At 66.4% G+C, this 19,345-nt stretch carries 19 protein-coding genes; 6 read left to right on the top strand and 13 right to left on the bottom strand.

The window, feature by feature from the left end; genetic code table 11:
- From Q9235_RS13545 to Q9235_RS13520, 6 genes are all read right to left on the bottom strand, one after another.
- Complete coding sequence (locus tag Q9235_RS13545) at positions 1–1,290, bottom strand: ArgE/DapE family deacylase (RefSeq protein ID WP_306222307.1); 1,290 nt, start codon at positions 1,288–1,290, stop codon at positions 1–3.
- Positions 1,287–2,291, bottom strand: a complete 1,005-nt coding sequence (locus tag Q9235_RS13540) for a branched-chain amino acid ABC transporter permease (RefSeq protein ID WP_306222306.1) — start codon at positions 2,289–2,291, stop codon at positions 1,287–1,289. Before Q9235_RS13540 ends, Q9235_RS13545 begins: the two co-directional genes overlap by 4 nt.
- Positions 2,292–2,301: 10 nt before the next feature.
- A complete protein-coding gene (locus Q9235_RS13535) occupies positions 2,302–3,171 on the bottom strand; it encodes a branched-chain amino acid ABC transporter permease (RefSeq protein WP_306222305.1) in 870 nt (289 codons plus the stop codon).
- Positions 3,161–3,901, bottom strand: a complete 741-nt coding sequence (locus Q9235_RS13530; RefSeq protein ID WP_306222304.1) for an ABC transporter ATP-binding protein — start codon at positions 3,899–3,901, stop codon at positions 3,161–3,163. The genes Q9235_RS13535 and Q9235_RS13530 overlap by 11 nt, the downstream gene beginning before the upstream one ends.
- The gene (locus Q9235_RS13525) at positions 3,894–4,616 is read right to left on the bottom strand and encodes an ABC transporter ATP-binding protein (RefSeq protein WP_306222303.1); all 723 of its coding nucleotides are present in this window, start codon (positions 4,614–4,616) and stop codon (positions 3,894–3,896) included. The genes Q9235_RS13530 and Q9235_RS13525 overlap by 8 nt, the downstream gene beginning before the upstream one ends.
- An 86-nt stretch (positions 4,617–4,702) precedes the next feature.
- Positions 4,703–5,794 (bottom strand): ABC transporter substrate-binding protein, encoded by a 1,092-nt coding sequence (locus Q9235_RS13520; RefSeq protein ID WP_422678188.1) that lies wholly within the window; start codon positions 5,792–5,794, stop codon positions 4,703–4,705.
- Positions 5,795–6,054: 260 nt separating this feature from the next.
- Here Q9235_RS13520 and Q9235_RS13515 point away from each other — a divergent pair, with 260 nt between their 5' ends.
- The 3 genes from Q9235_RS13515 (at position 6,055) to Q9235_RS13505 (ending at position 9,137) form a co-directional block, all read left to right on the top strand.
- Positions 6,055–6,735, top strand: a complete 681-nt coding sequence (locus Q9235_RS13515; RefSeq protein ID WP_306222302.1) for a GntR family transcriptional regulator — start codon at positions 6,055–6,057, stop codon at positions 6,733–6,735.
- Positions 6,736–6,885: 150 nt separating this feature from the next.
- Positions 6,886–7,818 (top strand): acetamidase/formamidase family protein, encoded by a 933-nt coding sequence (locus Q9235_RS13510; RefSeq protein WP_306222301.1) that lies wholly within the window; start codon positions 6,886–6,888, stop codon positions 7,816–7,818.
- Between the two features lie 44 nt (positions 7,819–7,862).
- Positions 7,863–9,137 carry a M20/M25/M40 family metallo-hydrolase gene (locus Q9235_RS13505; protein ID WP_306222300.1) on the top strand — a complete coding sequence of 425 codons (1,275 nt, stop codon included), beginning with the start codon at positions 7,863–7,865 and terminating at the stop codon, positions 9,135–9,137.
- Positions 9,138–9,139: 2 nt separating this feature from the next.
- Here Q9235_RS13505 and Q9235_RS13500 read toward each other — a convergent pair whose 3' ends face one another.
- The 5 genes from Q9235_RS13500 to Q9235_RS13480 all read right to left on the bottom strand — a co-directional run bounded on the left by Q9235_RS13500 (position 9,140) and on the right by Q9235_RS13480 (position 14,344).
- On the bottom strand, positions 9,140–10,192 hold the full coding sequence (locus tag Q9235_RS13500; RefSeq protein ID WP_306222299.1) for an aldo/keto reductase: 1,053 nt from the start codon (positions 10,190–10,192) through the stop codon (positions 9,140–9,142).
- A 71-nt stretch (positions 10,193–10,263) separates the two neighbouring features.
- Entirely contained in the window at positions 10,264–11,079 is an 816-nt protein-coding gene (locus tag Q9235_RS13495) for an ABC transporter permease (RefSeq protein ID WP_306222298.1), read from the bottom strand.
- Positions 11,076–11,912 (bottom strand): ABC transporter permease, encoded by an 837-nt coding sequence (locus Q9235_RS13490; RefSeq protein WP_306222297.1) that lies wholly within the window; start codon positions 11,910–11,912, stop codon positions 11,076–11,078. Before Q9235_RS13490 ends, Q9235_RS13495 begins: the two co-directional genes overlap by 4 nt.
- A gap of 170 nt (positions 11,913–12,082) precedes the next feature.
- A complete protein-coding gene (locus tag Q9235_RS13485; protein WP_306222296.1) occupies positions 12,083–13,213 on the bottom strand; it encodes an ABC transporter substrate-binding protein in 1,131 nt (376 codons plus the stop codon).
- Positions 13,214–13,228: 15 nt separating this feature from the next.
- Positions 13,229–14,344: an ABC transporter ATP-binding protein gene (locus Q9235_RS13480; protein ID WP_306222295.1), complete on the bottom strand. Its 1,116-nt coding sequence runs from the start codon at positions 14,342–14,344 to the stop codon at positions 13,229–13,231.
- A gap of 123 nt (positions 14,345–14,467) precedes the next feature.
- On the opposite strand from Q9235_RS13480, the gene Q9235_RS13475 reads away from it, so the two are divergent.
- On the top strand, positions 14,468–14,983 hold the full coding sequence (locus Q9235_RS13475; protein ID WP_306222294.1) for a 2'-5' RNA ligase family protein: 516 nt from the start codon (positions 14,468–14,470) through the stop codon (positions 14,981–14,983).
- Between the two features lie 9 nt (positions 14,984–14,992).
- On the opposite strand, the gene Q9235_RS13470 is transcribed toward Q9235_RS13475, so the two are convergent.
- A complete protein-coding gene (locus Q9235_RS13470; RefSeq protein ID WP_306222293.1) occupies positions 14,993–16,792 on the bottom strand; it encodes a chloride channel protein in 1,800 nt (599 codons plus the stop codon).
- A 106-nt stretch (positions 16,793–16,898) separates the two neighbouring features.
- Positions 16,899–17,378: an Lrp/AsnC family transcriptional regulator gene (locus tag Q9235_RS13465; RefSeq protein WP_306222292.1), complete on the bottom strand. Its 480-nt coding sequence runs from the start codon at positions 17,376–17,378 to the stop codon at positions 16,899–16,901.
- A 104-nt stretch (positions 17,379–17,482) separates the two neighbouring features.
- Between Q9235_RS13465 and Q9235_RS13460 the strand changes: the two genes are divergently transcribed.
- Positions 17,483–18,667, top strand: a complete 1,185-nt coding sequence (locus tag Q9235_RS13460; RefSeq protein WP_306222291.1) for a diaminopropionate ammonia-lyase — start codon at positions 17,483–17,485, stop codon at positions 18,665–18,667.
- Between the two features lie 20 nt (positions 18,668–18,687).
- On the top strand, positions 18,688–19,332 hold the full coding sequence (locus Q9235_RS13455; RefSeq protein WP_306228254.1) for a glutathione S-transferase family protein: 645 nt from the start codon (positions 18,688–18,690) through the stop codon (positions 19,330–19,332).
- The last annotated feature ends 13 nt before the right edge of the window (positions 19,333–19,345 follow it).

Genomic DNA, 19,345 nt, shown 5'->3' with positions numbered 1-19,345 from the left:
TCAGCGGCCCTTTCGCGGTTCGATGCCGCACCAGTCGGCGACGAAGAGCGCGACGGTCTTCGTGACCCGGCGCAGGCTTTCCAGATCGACGCATTCGTCGATGCCATGCAGGTTTTCCGAGGTCGGCCCGTAGACCAGCGAGGGGATGCCGGCATTCAGGCCGAGCACGCGGGCATCGGAGCCGAAGGCGATGACGGTCTCGCGCAGCGGCCGGCCGAAGGCCTGCTGATGGGCGTTCTCCAGCGCCGGTCGCACGACCTCGATTCCCCGCGCCAGGAAGCCGGGGAAGCGGTTGCCGCGGAAGCTGATCTGCGGGGGATTGGCCTTGAGAAACGGGTCAGCGGCCGTCGCGGCCTCGATGGCTTCGGTCAGCGCCGCCATCACCTCGGCGGGATCCTGATCTGGATAGGCGGCGAGCCGGCCCGAGAAGGTGCAGAAGCCCGGCGCACTCGACGGCCAGTTGCCGCCCTCGATCTGGCCGATATTCAGCCGGATCGGATGGGGATGGTCGGCATAGGCCGGATGCCGGTTCTCCGGAGCGTTGCAGCGGTCTTCGACCTTCCGCAGCGCTTCCATCAGGATGAAAGCCTTTTCGATGACGTTCGGCGTCCGGCCCTGGAAGCCGGAGGCGTGCGCCGGCGTACCGCGCAGGCGGACATGAAACCAGACGATGCCGATCTGCGTGGTGATCAGGTCCTCCGCGGTCGGCTCCAGCACGAGGGCTGCATCGGCGGTGTAGCCTCTGGCGACGCAGGCTAGCGTGCCGTTGCCGGAGGATTCCTCGTCGACCACGGACTGGACATGGATGCGCCCGAGCGGATCGAAGCCGGCCTTGCGGATGGCCTCGACCCCGAACAAGCCGGCCAGCAGGCCGGCCTTCATGTCGCCGCTGCCGCGGCCATAGAGCTTGCCGTTCGCGATGCGCGGCTCGAAGGGCGGGGTGGTCCAGTCCTCGGGATCGCCGGTCGGGACGACGTCGACATGCCCGTTGAGGATCAGCGACCGGCCGCGGCTGCTATCGGCGTTCAGTGTGCCGACGACGTTGAAGGTCTGGTCGTAGTCGAGCACGGCGGGGCCATAGCCCGGCATGTTCTCAAGCTCGGCGGCGGCAAAGGTCCAACTGTCGACATCGTAGCCGCGGGCACCGAGCTCGGCCGCCATGACCTCCTGGGCCGGCGCCTCGCGGCAGCAGAAGGAGGGCGCGGCGACGAGGCGCTGCGTGACCTTGACCTGTTCGTCGAAACCCGCGTCGACCGCAGCGAGAATGGCCGTCCGTATATCCGCGTTCATGACCGGTTGTCCTGCTGTTGAAGGATGGGATCGGGGGCGCGGCGCCATTGCCGGACACGGTCCGCCAGCGAAGCCAGGCCATTGGGGAAATAGAGGACGGACAGCACGATCAGGCCGCCATAGACCAGCATCCGGTACTGCCCGAGGTCGCGCATCAGCTCGACCGAGACGACAAGAAGGACCGCGCCGACGATCGGCCCGGCAACCGTGCCGATGCCGCCGACGAGTGCCATCGCGATGACCAGCACCATGATGTCGACGCCGAGTACCGAGGAGGGCGTCAGCACGATGATGTAATGGGCATAGAACGCGCCGATCAGGCCGACGATGAAGGCGCTGATGAAGAACAGGGCGATCTTGTAGGCGGCGATGTTGACGCCCAGGCTCTCGGCCGCGTCCTGGCCGTCGCGCATCGCGATCACGCGCATGCCATGGGCCGAGTTGCGGGCGAGAAGTATGCCCGCCGTCACCACGAAGAAGACCAGCCAGGCGAGGTAGAAATAGCCGAGCTTGTAGGCCGGCGTGAACCTGACGAGGCCGATCACCGGCAGGTTCAGCGGATCGAAGCCGGGAATGCCGATCAGGCCGAGTTCGCCGCGTGTGATGCCGCGCAGGTTCGAGACGATGATCCGGACGATCTCGGCGAAGGCCAGCGTGATGATCGCGATATGCGGCACCGACCTGATCCGGAGCACCGGCAGGGCGATCAGCACGCCGGCGACGCTGGTCAGGAGCGCGGCGATCCAGATTGTGATCCAGGGGCTGAGCCCGGCATGGATGGAGAGCAGCGCGGAGCCATAGGCGCCCATGCCGAAGAAGGCGTGGTGGCCGAAGGTCTTCATGCCGCCGAAGCCGGTGACGAGATTCCAGGCCTGCGCGAAGATCGCATAGATCAGCGCGAGGATCATGACGTGCAGCGCATAGCCATTGCGGAAGACGAGCGGCAGCAGGGCGATCGCCAGCATCGCGCTCAGGAAGACGGGCCAGTTCGGGACACGCATCGGGCCGCTCCTAACTCTTGCCCAGAAGGCCGGACGGCCGCAGCCAGATCACCAGGATCACGGTCGCGAAGGCGATCACGTCGCGCCATTCCGACGAGGTCAGCGTGATGCCGATGGCCTCGACGATCCCCAGCACGAAGCCGGCGAGGATGGCGCCCGGAAAGCTGCCGATGCCGCCCATGATGACCACCACGAAACCCTTGAGCAGATGCGGCACGCCGATCCAGGGATTGACCGCGAAGATCGGTGCGAGCACGACTGCGGCGATCGCGGCCAGCCCGCAGCCGATGGCGAAGGTCAGCATGCGGATGCGCTGGACCGGGACGCCGACGACCGCGGCCGCGTCCGGCTGCTGGGCCGTCGCCCGGATCGCCCAGCCGGTGCGGGAGTATTTCAGGAAGAGCGTCATCGAGACGATGACGCTGACGCAGGTCAGGAAGACCAGCACGCGCTGCAATGGCATGGTGATGCCGGCAAAGCCGATGCTGCCGTCGAGGTAATACGGAACCGTCTGGTATTTCTCGCCCCAGAGCAGGAAGGCGATGTTCTGCAGCAGGACGGAGATGCCGAGCGTCACCGCGATGGTCGAGAACTCCCAGCCCTCGCGGTTCATCAGCGGCTGGATCGCAGCGCGGTAGACCAGCGCCGAGAAAGCCGTGACGAGTACGACCGCGCAGATGGCGGCCACCACCAGCGGCAGGCCAAACTGCGTCGAGAAGACGAAGAGCCCGAAGGCCGCGAGCATGAAGAACTCGCCCTGCGCGAAATTCAGGATGCGCTGCGTGCCGTAGATCAGCGCGACGCCGGCGCCGATCAGGGCGTACATCGAGCCGGAGACGAGGCCGTTCAGGATCTGGGTGACGAACAGTTCAGACGACATGGCCATCTCCAGCCTGCCCCGCCGTCTCCATCCCCAGATAGACCTGCCGGATGGTCTCGTTCTCGAGCATGCCCAGCCCCGAGCCTTCGATGACGATGCGGCCGCTTTCGAGCAGGTAGCCCCGGTCGGCCAGCGAGAAGGACAGATGTGCGTTCTGCTCGTTGAAGATCACAGCGATTCCGCGATCCCTCACGGCGCTCATCACATCGGCGATCTGGTCGACGATCTTCGGCGAGAGGCCGAGGAAGGGCTCGTCCATCATCAGGTAGCGCGGCGCGCCCATCAGCCCGCGCGCGATGGCCACCATCTGCTGCTGGCCGCCGGAGAGCTGACCGGCCGCCGCGTTCGCCTTCTCGTCGATCAGCGGGAAGAGCTGCCGGACCCAGGCGAGATTCGCGTCGAACTGGGCGGCCGCCACGGGATGGAAGGCGCCCATGCGCACGTTCTCCATCACGCTCATCGCCGGGAAAAGGCAGCGCCGCTCCATGATCAGGCCGACGCGGCGGGCGAGCATTTCGTGCGTGGGCACGCCGAGCAGCGTCTCGCCATCGAGGGTCACCGCGCCGGAACTCGCCTTCACCAGGCCGATGATCGCCTTCAGAATCGTGCTCTTGCCCGACCCGTTCGGACCCATGATCGCGGCGATCTCGCCCGGCGCAACCTGCAGCGAGACGTTCCAGAGGATCTGGGTGCTGCCGTAATGGACGTTGAGGTTCTCGACCTTAAGCATGCTTGCGCCCCAGATAGAGCGACTGCACCGTAGGATGGCCGACGACCTCCGCCGGCGCACCGGTCACGATCGTCCTGCCGTTGTCGAGGAACATCAGCCGGTCAGCGAGCTGCGAGATCACGCGCATGTTGTGCTCGATGATGACGATCGTCATGCCCTCGCGCTTCAGCCGCACGACAAGCTCGACGAGGCCGGGGATCGCGCTCTGATCGACACCGCCGGTGACCTCGTCCATCAGGAGCAGCTTGGGCTGGGTGGCCAGCGCGCGGGCGAGTTCCAGGCGCTTGCGCTGCCCGGTGCTCAACTGCTTGCCCAGCGTCGTGCGCTTGGCTTCCAGTCCGACGAAGCCGATGTACTGCTGCGCCAGTTCGCGCGCCGTGGCGATCCGGTTGCAGCGGGCGAGCGTGCCGACCATGACGTTCTCCTCGACGGTCAGCTCGGCGAAAGGCTGCGTGATCTGGAAGGTCCGGGCCAGGCCGAGCGCGGCGCGGCGATGTGGCTTGCTGCGGCTGATGTCCCGCCCGAGGAACTCGATGCGGCCGGCGGTCGGCTGGTAGAGCCCGGCGACGGTATTGAACAGGGTGGTCTTGCCGGCGCCGTTGGGGCCGAGCAGGCCCAGGATCTCGCCTGCGGACACCTCGAAACTCGCGTCGCTGACGGCGACCAACCCACCGAATCTCTTGGTCAGGTTGGCGACGCGCAGGATGGTCGTCATCGCTTGAGCTCACCTGTTTCACGTGCGGGGTCCGTGCCGCGCGGAGAACCGCGCGGCTTGTCACTGCGGTGATGCCTCTGTCGGGCCTATTGCGGCTGGTAAGCCGCCGTAGCAGCCGCCGCCGGCCAGATGGCGCGGTGTTCGCCGCCCTGGATCTGGCTGGCCGGAAGGGCGAGATACTCGGAGCCCATCATCGGCGAATGGGTCTTGGGATCGAAGACCCAGCGGCCGAGCATGCATTTGTAGTCGGTCGCCGCCATCGCCGCGTTGAGCTTGTCGAAATCGAGCGTCTTGGCCCGCTTCATGGCGTCGATCATGACGTTGCCGATGCAATAGCCCAGCGCATGGTCCTGGCTGATCTTGACGTTGAGCTCGGTCTGCAACCGTTCGGCAAAAGCCCGGTGTGACGGGTTGTTGGCGGGGTCGTAGATCAGCGGCACGGACAGGAGGCCGTTCTTCTCGTTGCCGGACCCGGCCATGAATTCGGTATAATTGCCGTAGGGCACGGCGATATGCAGGGATTTCAGCCCGCGCTCCTTCAGTTGCTTGACCAGCGCGATGCCGGAATTGGCAGCCGTGAACACGGAAACCACGACATCGGGCTTGCTGGCGGAGAGCTTCGCGAGCTGCGGATAGAAATCCGAATTGCCGACGGGCACGACCTCGGTGCCGCCGCTCTTCCAGCCGGCCGCCGTCAGCAGCTTCAGGATGTCGTCCTGGTTCGAGGCGCCGTAATCGGTATCCTCGACGATGAAGGCGACGGTCTTGCCGCCGAGATTGACTTTGGCGTCCTTTTCGAGCGAGGCGAGCAGGCCCGCGACGGTCGCGGCATAGGCATCCGAATTCCAGCCGGGCTTCCAGACATTGGCGTATTTCTTGGGCTCGGCAGCGATCTTCCGTGCGATCTGGATCGAGACGTTCTGCCCGCTCAGAAAGAGCTTGTCGGGGAAGCTCGGTGCCAGCTCCATCACGGCCAGAGCGACCGAAGAGGCGACGAGGCTGTGGAAGAGCGCATCGACATTGTCGCGCGTCAGCAGCTTCTGGGCTGCCGCGAGCCCGAGCTCCGGCTTGCCCTGGCTGTCCTCGAACAGGAAGGAGATATTGCGCTTCTTTCCGTCGATCTCGACGCCGCCGGCAGCATTGGCTTCCTTTGCGACGATCTCGAAAGCCTGCTTCATCGAAATGCCAAGATTTGCAGCGGGTCCCGATAGCGGTGCGATTGCACCGATACGGACGAGATCTTGCTGGGCGAAAGCCGCCCCTGCCATGGACAAGGCAAAACCTGTGGCCAGCGCCACCTTGCGCAGACTGAACATCGTGCTCCCCTCGTGATTGCGTTCCTCGACGTCTTTTCTTGGATCGCGACTATAGGGGTGCTCGGCACGTTGTCAATCGATCATCGATCATATATGAAAATTGAAAAGAAGGTTGGATCCAGATGCCGTTGAAGACTCCGATCGTCGCCGTGAGCTTGCGCGAGCAGGTCTATAACCAGCTCTGCGAAGCGATCATGCGGGGCGAATACGCGCCGGGAGACGTGCTGAAGATCAGCGCTATCGCGGAGGTCAGCCAGACCAGCCTGGTGCCGGTGCGCGAAGCCATGCAGAATCTCGCCGCCGAAGGCGCCATCGAGATGCTGCATAATCGCTCGGCGCGGATTCCGAAGACGAGCCGCGAGGATTATCGGCAGCTCACGGCGATCCGCATGAACCTCGAAGGCATGGCCGCCGAGGAGGCCGCGGCCAACCTGACCGATGCCGATATCGACTATCTCGTCCATACCAACGCGGGGATGGCCGAAGCCGTCATGGCCCGCGACACCGAGAAGATCCTGCCCTGGAACCGGGAGTTCCATTTCACGATCTATGACCGGGCCCAGTCACCGATTCTGTCGCGGCTCATCAAGACGCTCTGGCTGCGCGCGGGTCCGATCCTCAATGCCAGCCTGACCGGAACGGTGGACGGCATGTCGCTGCATCACACCGGCCTCGCCGAGCACGAGGCGATCATCGAAGCCGCCCGCAACCGCGACGCCGCCGCGCTGAAGGCGAAGATCATGGAAGACATCTTCTGCGCCAGCACCTGGTACGTGAAGTACTACGACTTCGAGCGCATCTGAGGCCGGCCCGATGTAGACGCACGCGCCTTGGCGACGGCACCTGCCGACCGCCACGCAAGGCACCTGTTCGTCCGTGAACGCTTCTCAAGCCGAGAGCTTGCTCCTACGGTCACCGCAGGACAGACGCGGACCCGGCTCAGGAAGGCTTCCATGGCGCGCCATCACTTCGTTCCGACAAGCTACTCGAACGTGCTCGCCACCTTGCCGCCGGTGCTGGAGATCGCCAGCGGCGACAGCGTCGTCACCACCACGCTCGATGCGGCAGGCTTCGGCGGCGATGGTGAGCAGCACGCCCCTCGCGGCAACCCGATGACCGGTCCGTTCTTCGTCACCGGCGCGGAGCCGGGCGACGCGCTGCTCGTCACGATCGAGCGGATGACGCCGAACCGGAAGACCGGCTGGACCTATTCGCCCTTGGCGCCCGGCGTGCTCGACCCCGCAATGCTGCACGAACTGCCGAAGCGCGAGCGCTACGAATGGGCTGTTGATGCGCAGGCCGGCACGGTGAAGCTGCTGGAACCCTCCGCCCGCATCAAGGACTGGAGCTTCCCGCTCGCGCCGATGATGGGCTGCTTCGGCGTCGCGCCTGAGCGCGGCCAGGCGATCTCGACCGCGACCAGCGGCGCCAATGGCGGCAACATGGATTACCGGCTTTTCGGGCCGGGCGCGACCATCGCCTTCCCGGTCTTCGTCGACGGCGCGCTGTTCTTCCTCGGCGACGGCCATGCCTGCCAGGGCGATGGCGAAATCGCCGGCACCGGCGTCGAGACCTCGTTCGAGGTCGAATTCTCCGTGAAGCTCGTCAAGAAGCAGAACCTGCGCTGGCCGCGCTGCGAGACCGAAACCGACCTCCTGGTGATCGCGAGCGGGCGTCCGCTCGACCAGCCCCTGCAATTCGCCACGACGGAACTGCTGCGCTGGGTCGGCGATGCCCTGGGCGTCGACCCGATCGAGGCGAGCCATCTGCTCGGACAGGCGGTGCGCTACGACATCGCCAATGTCTTCAACCCCGCCTATTGCGTCGCCGCCCGGCTGGAGAAAACCGAACTCACCCACGCGATGTCGTTCCGCTCCCGGACCTGAGCGCCTTTCATCGTCCTTCGAAACGCCGACCCAGAAGACCGACCATGCCCACGGATAAAGCTGCCCTGAAAGCCGAACTGCTTCAGGCGATCGATGCACGCCGCGACGAGATCGTCGCATTGCTCAGACGCTTTCTACGTATCAGGAGCGTCAACCCGCCGGGCGATACGCGCGAGGCTGCCGCCTTCGTGCGCGAGTTGCTCGACGCGGCCGGCGTCTCGCATCGCACCGAGGCCTTTGTGCCGGAGATGCCGAACATCATCAGCCGCTGGGAGGCGGGCCAGCCCGGCCGCCATCTCATGCTCAACGGTCATATGGATATCTTCCCGGTCACCAACGAGAAGCTCTGGGACGCCGATATCGTCGACGGCAAGATCATGGGCCGCGGCGCCTCCGACATGAAGACCGGGACGCTCGCCTCGATCCTGGCCTTCTGCCAGCTCTATCCGCATCGCGAAAAGCTCAACGGCGCGCTGTCGCTGACCGTGGTGTCGGACGAGCAGTCTGGCGGGCGCTACGGCACGAAGTACCTGTTCGACGAATTCGGCGACGAGATGGAGGCTGATTGCTGCCTCAATGGCGAACCCAGCGGCCTCGCCAACCTGCGCTTCACCGAGAAGGGCACGCTGCGCTTCTCGCTTTCGGCGAAGAGCATCGGCGGCCATGGCGGCTATGCCCACCGCGCGCGCAACCCGATCGCGGATGTGAGCCGGCTCGTGACCGCGATCTATGACCGCTATCATCTCAAGCTCGCGGAACTGCCGCCCGAGATCGACGCGGTGCTGACCTCGGCCGAGACGACCGCGGCGGCCGATCTCAATCTGGGCAAGGGCGCGGGCGATGTCGCAAGGCGCATCACCGTCAATATCGGCATCCTGCAGGGCGGCCAGAAGGCGACGCAGATCCCGACGCATTGCATCGCCCATCTGGACATGCGCATCCCGATCGGCTCCGACCGCGACGCGATCCGTGCCGATCTCGAAGCGCTCGCCCGTGAGGCCGATTGCGAGATGGTCGTGAACGAGGACCACAGCTATCCGGCGAGTCTGACCGATCCGTTCAGCGAGATGGCCAATATCCTGCGCGGCAATATCCGCGAGTTGCTCGGCCATGACGCGCCGCCGGTGTCGAGCCTCGGCGGCACCGATACGCGCTACTGGCGCTGGCGCGGCGTCCCCGCCCTGATCTGCGGGCCATCGCCGATCAGCATGGGCACCGACGAGGAGCATGTCACCATCGACGAGGCGATCGCGGTGATGAAGCTGCATGTCGCCTGCGCGGTCGACTATCTCGGCTCGACCGGCGCGGCGACGAAGTAGGCTCAGGCTTCGGGGACAGGCGCTTCGGCCGCGAGCAGGCCTTCAGCCTTCAGATCACGCCAGAGCGCGGCCGGCACCGGCCGCGCGACGAGGTCGAGATTGCGCGCGACCTCCTGCGGCGTCACCGCGCCGAGCACGATCGCCGCCACAGCCGGATGAGCTGCACAGAAGGCGAGCGCGGCTTGCGGCAGGGCGACGCCATGGCTGGCGCAGACCGCCTCGATCCGGGCGACACGCGCCAGCACCTTGGGCGGCGCCGGCTTGTAGTTGTAGAAGGCGCCGGGCCTGGCACCCGTCGCGAGGATGCCGGAATTGAAGACGCCGGCGAGCATCACCGCGATCTTCTTCTCCAGTGCCAGCGGCAGGAATTCCGTTAGCGCGCCTTGCTCCAGCAGCGAATAGCGGCCGGCCAGCATCATCACGTCGAAATCCCCTGCGCGGGCGAAGCGCACGCACATCTCGGCTTCGTTGACGCCGACGCCGATCGCCTTGACCGCGCCGGATGCGCGCAGCTTCTCCAGTGCGCGATAGGCACCGTCCATGGCTTCGGTGAAGCGCTGCTCCATCCGGTCGCCATGGGTCCAGACATCGACGTCGTGGATCAGCAGGATATCGATATGATCGGTGCCGAGCCGGAGCAGCGACTGCTCGAAGGAGCGCATCGCGCCGTCATAGGAATAGTCGATCACCGCCGGATGCGGCAGGCCGCCGGCATAGCCCGAGCCGTCGCGCTTCGACTTGCCGGCCTGCATCCAGCGACCGACCTTGGTCGAGACGATGACGCTTTCACGCGGCACGCTGCGCAGCGCGGCCCCGATGCGGTGTTCGGATAGGCCGTGTCCGTAGAGCGGCGAGGTGTCGACGAGATTGATACCGGCCGCGAGCGCGGTGCGGACCGTGTCCTGCGCCGTGACCTCGTCAAGGTGACCATAGAGATCGCCGAGCGGCGCGCCGCCGAAGCCGATCAGGCTGGGGGTGAGGCCCGCGAAAGGACGCCCGCGCGGAACGGGACCCGGTTTCGTCCCGGACCGGGAGGGTTCAGCAGCGTTCGTCATCACAGGTCCGCAAGGCAGGAGGGAGCGGCAGAGTTGCGGATCGCCCGAGGGCGCGCAAGCCCGCCCTCGCCTCAGGCCCCGACCTTGGCGAGCACATCGGCCCGCAGGAAGCGCTCGATGAACAGCATGAACAGCACCGAGGGCACGAGCAGGATCAGCGCCGTGATCGAGGCGACCTGATAATTTCCGCCCATCGCCGCATTGTAGAGCAGCAGCGGCAGGGTCGTGACCTGCGGCACGCCGACGAAGAAGGTGCCGGTGAACTCGTCGAGCGATTCCAGGAAGACGAAGATGCCGCTGGCGATGATGCCCGGCGCCGCCAAGGGCAGCGTCACCGAGAAGAAGGTCTTCAGCGGCGAGGCCCCGATATTACGCGCGGCGAGCTCCAGGTCCTTGTCCACGGCGGCGAAGGCGGCTGCCGCGATCCAGACGGAGTAGACGAGGCCATGCGCGGCATGGACGAGGACGACGGCGAAGACCGTGCCGTTGATGCCGATATTGTAGAAGACGCGGGCGACGTTGATGTAGATCGCGACGGAGGGGAAGGCCTGCGGCAGCAGGAAGAGCACCATGAAGAAGGCGCGCGCCGGCAGCTTGAGCCGCGCCAGCGCGTAGCCTGCGGGGATCGAGAGCGCGAGGGCGAGGAGCACCGTCAGCACCGCAATCCAGACCGAGGTCGCGAGCGAAGCCATGGCGTCGCCCGTCGGGCGGAAGACCTGCTCCCAGTAGCGCGTGCCGTAGACGACCGGCAGCTTGTAGGGCGTGTACCAGCGCTCGGCGACCGACCAGAGCGCCAGGTTGACCAGCGGCCCGATCAGGAAGAAGGCGAAGGCCGCGAGCGCGAAGGCCGCAAGGACCATGCGCAGGCCGGAGGCAACGCGGATCATGGCGTGTTCTCCTTGGCCATGCCGCGCTTGAGATAGATGATCGCAGCGCCAGCCGAGATCAGATAGGTGATGACGCCGAGCGCATTGGCCGTAGCGTAGTCGCCATAGGCGTTGATGCGGAAGGCCATGTCGACGGTCAGCATGGTCGGCTGCGAGCCCGCGACCATCATCGGCACGGAGAGCACCGAGAGCATCGTCACGAAGGAGAGGACGAGCGCGACGAGGAGCTGCGGCATCACCTGCGGCAAGGCGAGCTCGACGAGGACGCGCATCCGCGATGCCCCGAGATTGCGGCCGGCTTCCAGCGTGGCGCGGTCGAGTGAGGCGAGCGCGCCGGCCAAGAGCAGCGCGACGAAGGGCGTCTGCTTCCAGACGAAGGTCGCGATGATGCCGCGCCAGTCCAGATAGCTCACGGCCTGCAGCGGCTCGATCAGGCCGAGCGAGACGAAGCTGTTGTTCATCAAGCCGTTCTTGGCCAGGAAGGTGCGCATGCACTGCGCCGCGACGATGAAAGGGATGAAGAGCGGCCAGCGATAGAGCGCCTTCAGCGTGCCGACGATCCAGCGGTTCTCGCCGAGCGTCAGCGTGCCGGCGATGATGATGGCGGCAAGCCCGGTGAAGAAGCAGGAAGCGAGCACGATGACGACGGTGAAGACGACGTCGCCGGAGTAGAGCTCCCAGGCCTTGCCGAAGGCCTGCAGCGAGAAGCCGCCTTGCGGGCCGGTGAAGGCCGAGATCAGCGAGAAGCAGAGCGGATAGAGGAACAGCGCCGCGACGAGCGCGAGGCCGGGCGCGATCAGCAGCAGGGCGAGATTGCGTTGGGAAAGGGACATTCTGCGCGACCGCTCCTGAAGCTCTGCGCCGTCATCCCGGACAAGCCGCGAAGCGGCGCCGATCCGGGATCCATCGAAGGACTGCGGAGCTCCAGGATGGATCCCGGATCTCCGCTTCACTGCGTCTGGGATGACGGGGAGATTCCCGCATCATCCCGGAAGCGAATGGCTCAGTTCGCGACCTTCTTCTCGTAGCCCTCGAGGATGTCGTTGAAGTAGGGCGCGATCGGGAAGGGCTTGCCGTTCTGGGCGAGCTCGGCCGGGGTGACGTCGGTGAAGAGCTTGTCCCAGGCGGCCTTGTCGAGCTTGCCTTCGAGGTTCTTGGCGTCGATGCCCGGATACCAGTTGAACTTCTTGACGATGCCGTCGGCCTGCACCTGCGGCGAGGTCGCGAGCGCGATGAAGGCCTCGGCCAGCTTCTTCTGGGCCGATTTCTCCGGTACGGCATAGTACATCGGTTGGCCGGGCATGCCGGGCGAGACGAGCTTGAGCTTCATGTTCGGGGGCAGCTTGCCGTCGGCCTGCCAGGAATAGAACATGTCGACCCAGACCGGGCCGATCGCGATCTCGCCCCGGTTCAGCATGTCGAGCGTGCCGGCATTGCCGGGGGTGATGACGGCGTTCTTGTTGAACTCCTTGAGGTCGGCGAAGGCCTTGTCCCAGCTCGTCTTGGTGGCCGCGTCATAGGGGCCCTTCATCAGCTTCTCGGCGTCGCCGCCGAAGGCATAGACCCAACCCGCGACGAAGGAGACACCGGACATGCCGCCCTTGATGCCGTTATAGCCGAACTGCTTCGGGTTCTTCCTGGCCCAGTCGGCGAGTTCCGCGAAGGTCGCCGGCGGCGTCTTGACCATGTCGGCATTGTAGGCGAGCGCGGTCTGCGACTGGAACATCGGGATGACGAAGCCCCCGACATCGGTGCCGAGAGAATTCTTCGCCGCGTCGCCGGTGGCGAGCTTCGCCGTCTCGACATTGCCCGTGTACTTGTTGAGCAGGCCTTCCTTGACCATCTGGCCTGCGGCCTTCTGGTGGATGACGACGACGTCGAAATCGGTCGTGGCCGCGCCCTTCTGGGCGTCGAGCTTCTCGTAGATCTTCTGCGAGCCGGAATCGCCCGGGCCGGTGCCGACCGAGACGACCTTCACGCCGGGATTGGCCTTCTCGAACATCGGCCCGAGATAATCCTTGACGTAGTCGACCATGTTCTGGTCGCCGGCGGAGGCGACGTTGAGTGTCTGCGCGGATAGCGGCGATGCCACGATCAGCGCGGCGAGCGAGCAGGCAAGCGTGAGGATGCGCATGTGTCTGACTCCCTGTCAGGCGGCAATCCCGGCCTCGGTCGCCGGGAAGATGTGGAGGCGCTGCAGCGGAATGCGCAGCCCGACCTTCGTTCCGAGTTCGTGACGGGCGACATCGTCGACCGTAATCTGGCGGCCGGCGGCTTCGACCTTGTAGCGGTAGATGCCACCGGGATAGGCGCGCGCGGCGATGGTGCCGGGCACGACGAGATCGCCGTCGCCAGCCGCCGCGTCATGCGCGTCGAGGCTCGCGACATCGTCGCGGAAATAGGCAAGCGCCTCGCCGTTCGGCAGGGCGGCGGCGGCTTCGCCGGCAAGTGTCGCGCGGGCTGCGCCGGAGGTGACGGACGCCTGGCCCTCGCCGCGATTTACGCTGAGCGGCAGCACGTTCTCGGCACCCATGAAATTGGCGACGAAAGCACTGGCCGGGCGGTCATAGACCTCCTCGGGCGTGCCGACCTGGGCGATGTGGCCGGCCTGCATGATGACCAGCCGGTCGGCCATGGTCATGGCCTCCTCACGGTCATGGGTGACATGGACGGCGGTGAGGCCGAGCCGCTGCTGAATGGCGCGGATCTCGTGACGCATCACCATGCGGATCTTGGCGTCGAGATTGGAGAGCGGCTCATCGAGCAGCAGGATGCCGGGATCGATGGCGAGCGCCCGGCCGAGCGCGACACGCTGGCGCTGGCCGCCGGAGAGCGCCGTGACCTTGCGATCCTCATAGCCGGCAAGGCCGAGGAAATTCAGCATCTCGCCGACCTTGGCGACGATCTCGGCCTTGGACCTGCCGCGCAGCTTGAGGCCGTAGCCGATGTTCTGGAGAACGGTCATATGCGGCCAGAGCGCATAGGACTGGAAGACCATGGCCATGCCGCGCTTTTCCGGCGGCAAGCCAGCGACATCCTTGCCGCCGACGACGATCGAGCCGTCCTCGACCGGAACGAAGCCGGAGAGCGAGCGCAGCAGCGTAGTCTTGCCGCAGCCGGACGAACCGAGAAGCGCGGTGAAACTGCCGGGCGTGAAGTCGAGATCGATGCCGTGCAGCACACGGGTGCCGCCATAGGCGACCTTGAGACCGCGCACGCCGATGGCCGCGCCGCTCCCCGCTCTGGCTTGCGTTTCCGGCTGCAAGGCGCCTACTCCCCCAGTTCTGCTCTTATCGCCTGACAATGGAATATTTCTTCCACAATCGGCTCAGTTGAAATAAACGTTACGCACGGGGCGCAGTCTATGCAAGACCTTTGTGAAAGGCGGATGACAGTGCGGATTCATTCTCTCTGGCTGATGCCGGCGCCTGCCGACGAAGCGCTGCTGGTCGGGATCGTCGGAGATCTGTCCGGCCGTTTCCGCACCCCTCTCTTCGCCCCGCATCTGACATTGCAGGGCGACACCGAGACGACGCCTGCAGAACTCCAACGCGCCATCGCGGCGACCGCCGGAGCAGTCGAAGCGTTTGCGGAACCGGTCTCCGTCGTTGAAGGGAGCGATGCCTATTTCCGCTCGTTCTATGCCCGTTTCGCGGTCTCGCCGGCCCTGGCGAAGCTGAAGCAGGCGCTCGATCCCGAGGGCTTCGCCAGCTTCATGCCGCATGTCTCGCTGCTCTACGGGGAGGTCGAGGCTGCGGCGAAGGCCGCGGCCATCGCCGAGATCAACACCCGCCTCGCCGGCCGCGCCATCCGCTTCGACCGCGTGGGCATCGTGACATCGGGGCAGGACGTGCCGATCGCGGACTGGCGTGTCGTCGCGAGCATCGCGCTGCGTTCGGACTGAGCCTTCGGACTACTCCCCCGTCAGCTCGCGATTCCGGCGGCTGACCTCATCGCTGTAGCGCTTGATCGCGTGCGCCTCGCTGAGGATGCCGACGATGCGGCGGGTCTCGCGATCCGCCACGACCGGCAAGGCCTCGCTTTCGGCCTCCTCGAACAGCTTCAGCGTGTCACGCACCGACATGTCGGCGAGCAGCATCCGGTTCGGGTTGCGCAGGAGATGGCGCACGGTGCGCGGCGCGGGCTCGGCCGCAGCCTCCTCGTCCAGAGCCGGGTCCGGCTCGTAGAGCGCGCCGGGCGGCACCATGCCGGCATAGGCGTCGCCGGGGCCGATCGCGACGAGATAGCTGGTCGAACCCGGCGGGTATTTCAGCCGCGCCTCGGCAATGGAGGCGTCGGCGGCAATCTTCGGCACCTCGAGGCGCATCATGCTGCCGGCCGTGAGATCACGCATCCAGCCGACGTCATGGGCGCCGCGGATGCTCTCGCCGCGCAGATGGAAGCGCCAGGTCGCGAAGGAGAAGCCGAAGAGGCGGCGCGTGACGAGCGAGGCCGCGCCGGCGGCCCCGACCACGGCCAGCGTCAGCTTGAGATCGCCGGTCATCTCGAGCGCCAGCAGCGTCATCGTCATCGGGCCGCCGACGATCGAGACCGCGAGCGAGCTCATCCCCACCAATGCAAACAGCGTCTCGTGTCCGGCGAGGTTCGGGAAGACGAGCGTCAGCACGCCGATGAAGAGGCGCCCGGTCAGCACGCCAAGCAGCAGCGAGGCGAAGAACAGGCCGCCGCGGAAGCCGGAGCCAATCGAGACCGAGGAGGCCAAAGCCTTGGCGATGAGCACCAGCGCGAAGAGCAGCAGGCTGGCTTCCATGCTGAGATAGAGATTGATCGCGCCATGGCCAGCGGAAAACACCGAGGGGTTCCAGACCGCGAGCGCGCCGACGACGAGGCCGCCGAAGGCCGGCCGCAGCCAGGTCGGAATTTGCGAGCGCCTGAAGCCGGCCTCCACGAAGGCGGCGGCGCGCATCACGACGATGCCGACGAGCCCGCAGGCGGCGCCAAGCAGGACGACCAGCGGCAGGTTGGCCATGGTGATCGTGCCGATCGACGGCACCTCGACCGCGAGCAGCGAGGGCGCGAGCAGGCTGTGCGTGACGGTCGCCATGAAGGTCGCGGCCATCACCGGCACGAAGGCGGCGATCGAGTAGCTGCCGAGGATCAGTTCGAAAGCGTAGAAGGCGCCGGTCAGGGGCGCATCGAAGGCCGCGCCGATCGCGCCGCCGGCCGCACAGCCGACCATGAGGCGCATGTCCGCCCGGCGCAGACGCAGGCGTCGGCCGATATGCGAGGCGAGCCCGCTCGCGGCCTGCGTATAGCCGGCTTCGAGTCCGACAGAGGCGCCGGCACCACTGGACCCCATGGTCTGGAGCGCGACGAAGACGCTGTCGCGGAAGGACATGCGCCCGCCATGCAGCGCATTGGCCTCGATCGGATCGATCGGCTGCTTGCGGCGACGGAAGAACAGCCAGGAGGCAAAGCCGATGGCGAGGCCGCCGAGCACCGGGCCGGCGATGGCCCGCCAGGCGGGGATCGTCGTCGTGATCGAGAGGTGCTGGCCACGGGCGAGGCCGAAGATAATTTCATGCAGGAGCTGCGTCGTGAAGGACATCGCCAGCACGACGAGCCCGGCCAGCACACCGACCAGGCAAGCGAGAACCACGATGCCGATCTCGCTGGAGCGGACGAGCGCGCGCCAGCCCTGCGGCGCATCGCCTGTCCCGGCCGGCGGTTCTGTGGCTTTCACGGTGATCACGGCAAGGCCCGTCAGGCTCGTTCGTCACGTCCGTCCGCGGTCGCATATCGAAGCGGCCGGAACAAGACGGCCCGGCCATGGCGGCCCCGCCCCTGCCGCAGGGCGGCTAGGCGATCGGCACGCCAAGCCCGGTCTTGACCCGGTCCATCGCGACGAAGGAGCGGAACTTGCGGATGTTGGGATTGGCGAAGAACAGGCGCCGCGTCAGCGCCTCATAGGCCGCCATGCTCGGCACCAGCACGACCAGCATGAAATCGACTTCGCCGGTGACGTAGTAGCATTGCTGTACTTCGGGCGCGGCGAGGAAGGCGCTCTTGGCCGCGTCGATATCGGGCGCCGTCTCGCTGACCAATTCGACCTCGACGAAAACAGTGATCGGATGGCCGAGCGCGGTGGGATCGACCACCGCGACATTCGCCTTGATCACACCGGTCGCCTCCATCCGGCGAATGCGGCGCTGCACGGCCGGCGCCGACAGGTTGACGCGCTCGCCAATCACCCGCTGCGGTGTGGTGTTGTCCTGCTGGAGGATGGCGAGGATCGCCCGGTCGAAAGCGTCGAGGTCGTGAGCGGTCGGCTCGGCCATGCCTCATCCTGAGAAAGAAACTTGCAAGCGCAGCGGTCAAATCCAGCGCCTTTTTCGCCCGCGATGCAATATCCATTCGGACAACCCAGCCAGACGAGGCCGCCATGTTCCTGCTCAATCATCATCCGGATTACCGCACCGCCCTGCACCCGGAGGATATCGAGACGCTCGGGCCGGCCGGAGCCGATGCGATCGCGGCACATCTGGCCCAGCGGCCGAACCATGTGCCGACGCCGCTGCACAGCCTGCCGGGGCTTGCCGCCGCGCTCGGCATCGGCGCGCTCTTCATCAAGGACGAGGGCCAGCGACTCGGGCTGGGCAGCTTCAAGGCGCTCGGCGGCGCCTATGCAGTAATCCGGCTGGCGCTGGAAGCCGCGTCCGACAAGCTCGGGCGTAAGCTCAGCGATGCCGACATGAACGACCCCTCCGTCCGCGAGGCCGCCGCCGGGATGACCTTCGCCTGCGCGACGGACGGCAACCATGGCCGCTCGGTGGCGCAGGGGGCGCAACTGCTCGGCGCCCAGGCCGTGATCTTCGTGCATAGCGGCGTCAGCGACGAGCGGGTCGCGGCCATCGCCCGCTTCGGCGCCGAGATGGTCCGCGTCGACGGCACCTACGACGATTCCGTGGTCGAGGCGGCGCGCGTCGCGACCGAGCGCGGCTGGACCATCGTCTCCGACACCTCCTGGGAGGGCTATGAGCGTATCCCCGGCCTGGTCATGCAGGGCTATACCGCCATTGCCCGCGAAGGGCTGGCGCAGATGCCGGAGCGGCCGACGCATGTCTTCGTGCAGGCCGGCGTCGGCGGCATCGCCGCCGCGCTCGCCGCGCAGATGCAGACCAGCTTCGGCACCGAGCGGCCGTTCTTCACGGTGGTCGAGCCGTCGCGCGCCGCCTGCATCTTCGAGGCGGCGAAGCGTGGCAAGCCCGGCAAGATTCCGCATGGCGCGCCGACCGTGATGGCGATGCTCGAATGTTACGATCCCTCGCCGCTGGCGCTGCGCGTGCTCTACCGCGCCGCCGATGCCTTCATGACCGCCGAGGATTCCGATGCCGTCGAGGCGATGAACCGCCTGGCACGGCCGACCGCCGGAGACCCCGCCATCGTCGCAGGCGAAAGCGGCGCGGCCGGGCTCGCCGGGCTGCTCGCGGCCCTGCGCGACCCGCAGACCCGTGCGGCGCTGAAGCTCGACGGCAACTCGCGCGTCTTCCTGGTCAATACCGAGGGAGCGACCGACCCGGCGCGTTATGCCGAGCTCGTCGGGCTCAAGCCGGAGGAGGTCGCGTGAGCACGTCGTCCAGCGAGCGCCTGGCGCTCCATTCGCAGAGCCACTCTCCCTACGCTCGCAAGACCATCGTCTTCGCGCATGAGGCCGGCATCGCCGACCGGCTCGCGATCATCGATCAGGAGACGAGCCCGACCAACCGCAACCCCGAAATCTTCGCGGTCAATCCGCTTGGCAAGGTGCCGGTGCTGATCACGCCGGAAGCCGGGGCGATCTTCGATTCGCTGGTGATCTGCGATTATCTCGACGGGCTCCATGGCGGGCGCCGATTGATTCCGGCCGAGGGCAAGGCACGCTGGCAGGCTCTGCGCCTGCATGCCATCGCGCAGGGGCTCTGCGATGCCGGCATCGCCTTGCGCTGGGAGACGCTGCGTCGGCCGGAACACCTGCGCTACCCGCCTCTTCAGGACGGTCAGACGGCCAAGCTCGTGGAGAGCTTCGACGTGCTGGAGCGCAGCGAAAACTTCGACGAGCCTGCTCATATCGGTCATATCGGGCTGGCCACGGCGCTCGCCTGGCTCGAATTCCGCAACCTCCCGGATTTCCGCAACGGGCGGCCACGACTGACACGCTGGTACGAGGCGTTCTCGGAGCGTCCCTCGATGCGGGCGACGGCCTATCACGGCGAAACGCAGGACCGGCCGGCTGCACGGGCCATTGCCGGATGACGCGGTGACGTCG

Origin of the sequence: Bosea beijingensis (assembly GCF_030758975.1) — a bacterium.
Classification (GTDB): Bacteria; Pseudomonadota; Alphaproteobacteria; order Rhizobiales; family Beijerinckiaceae; genus Allobosea; species Allobosea beijingensis.
The sequence above is the reverse complement of the archived record's forward strand: the minus strand, read 5'-3'. Positions and strand labels throughout refer to the sequence as shown.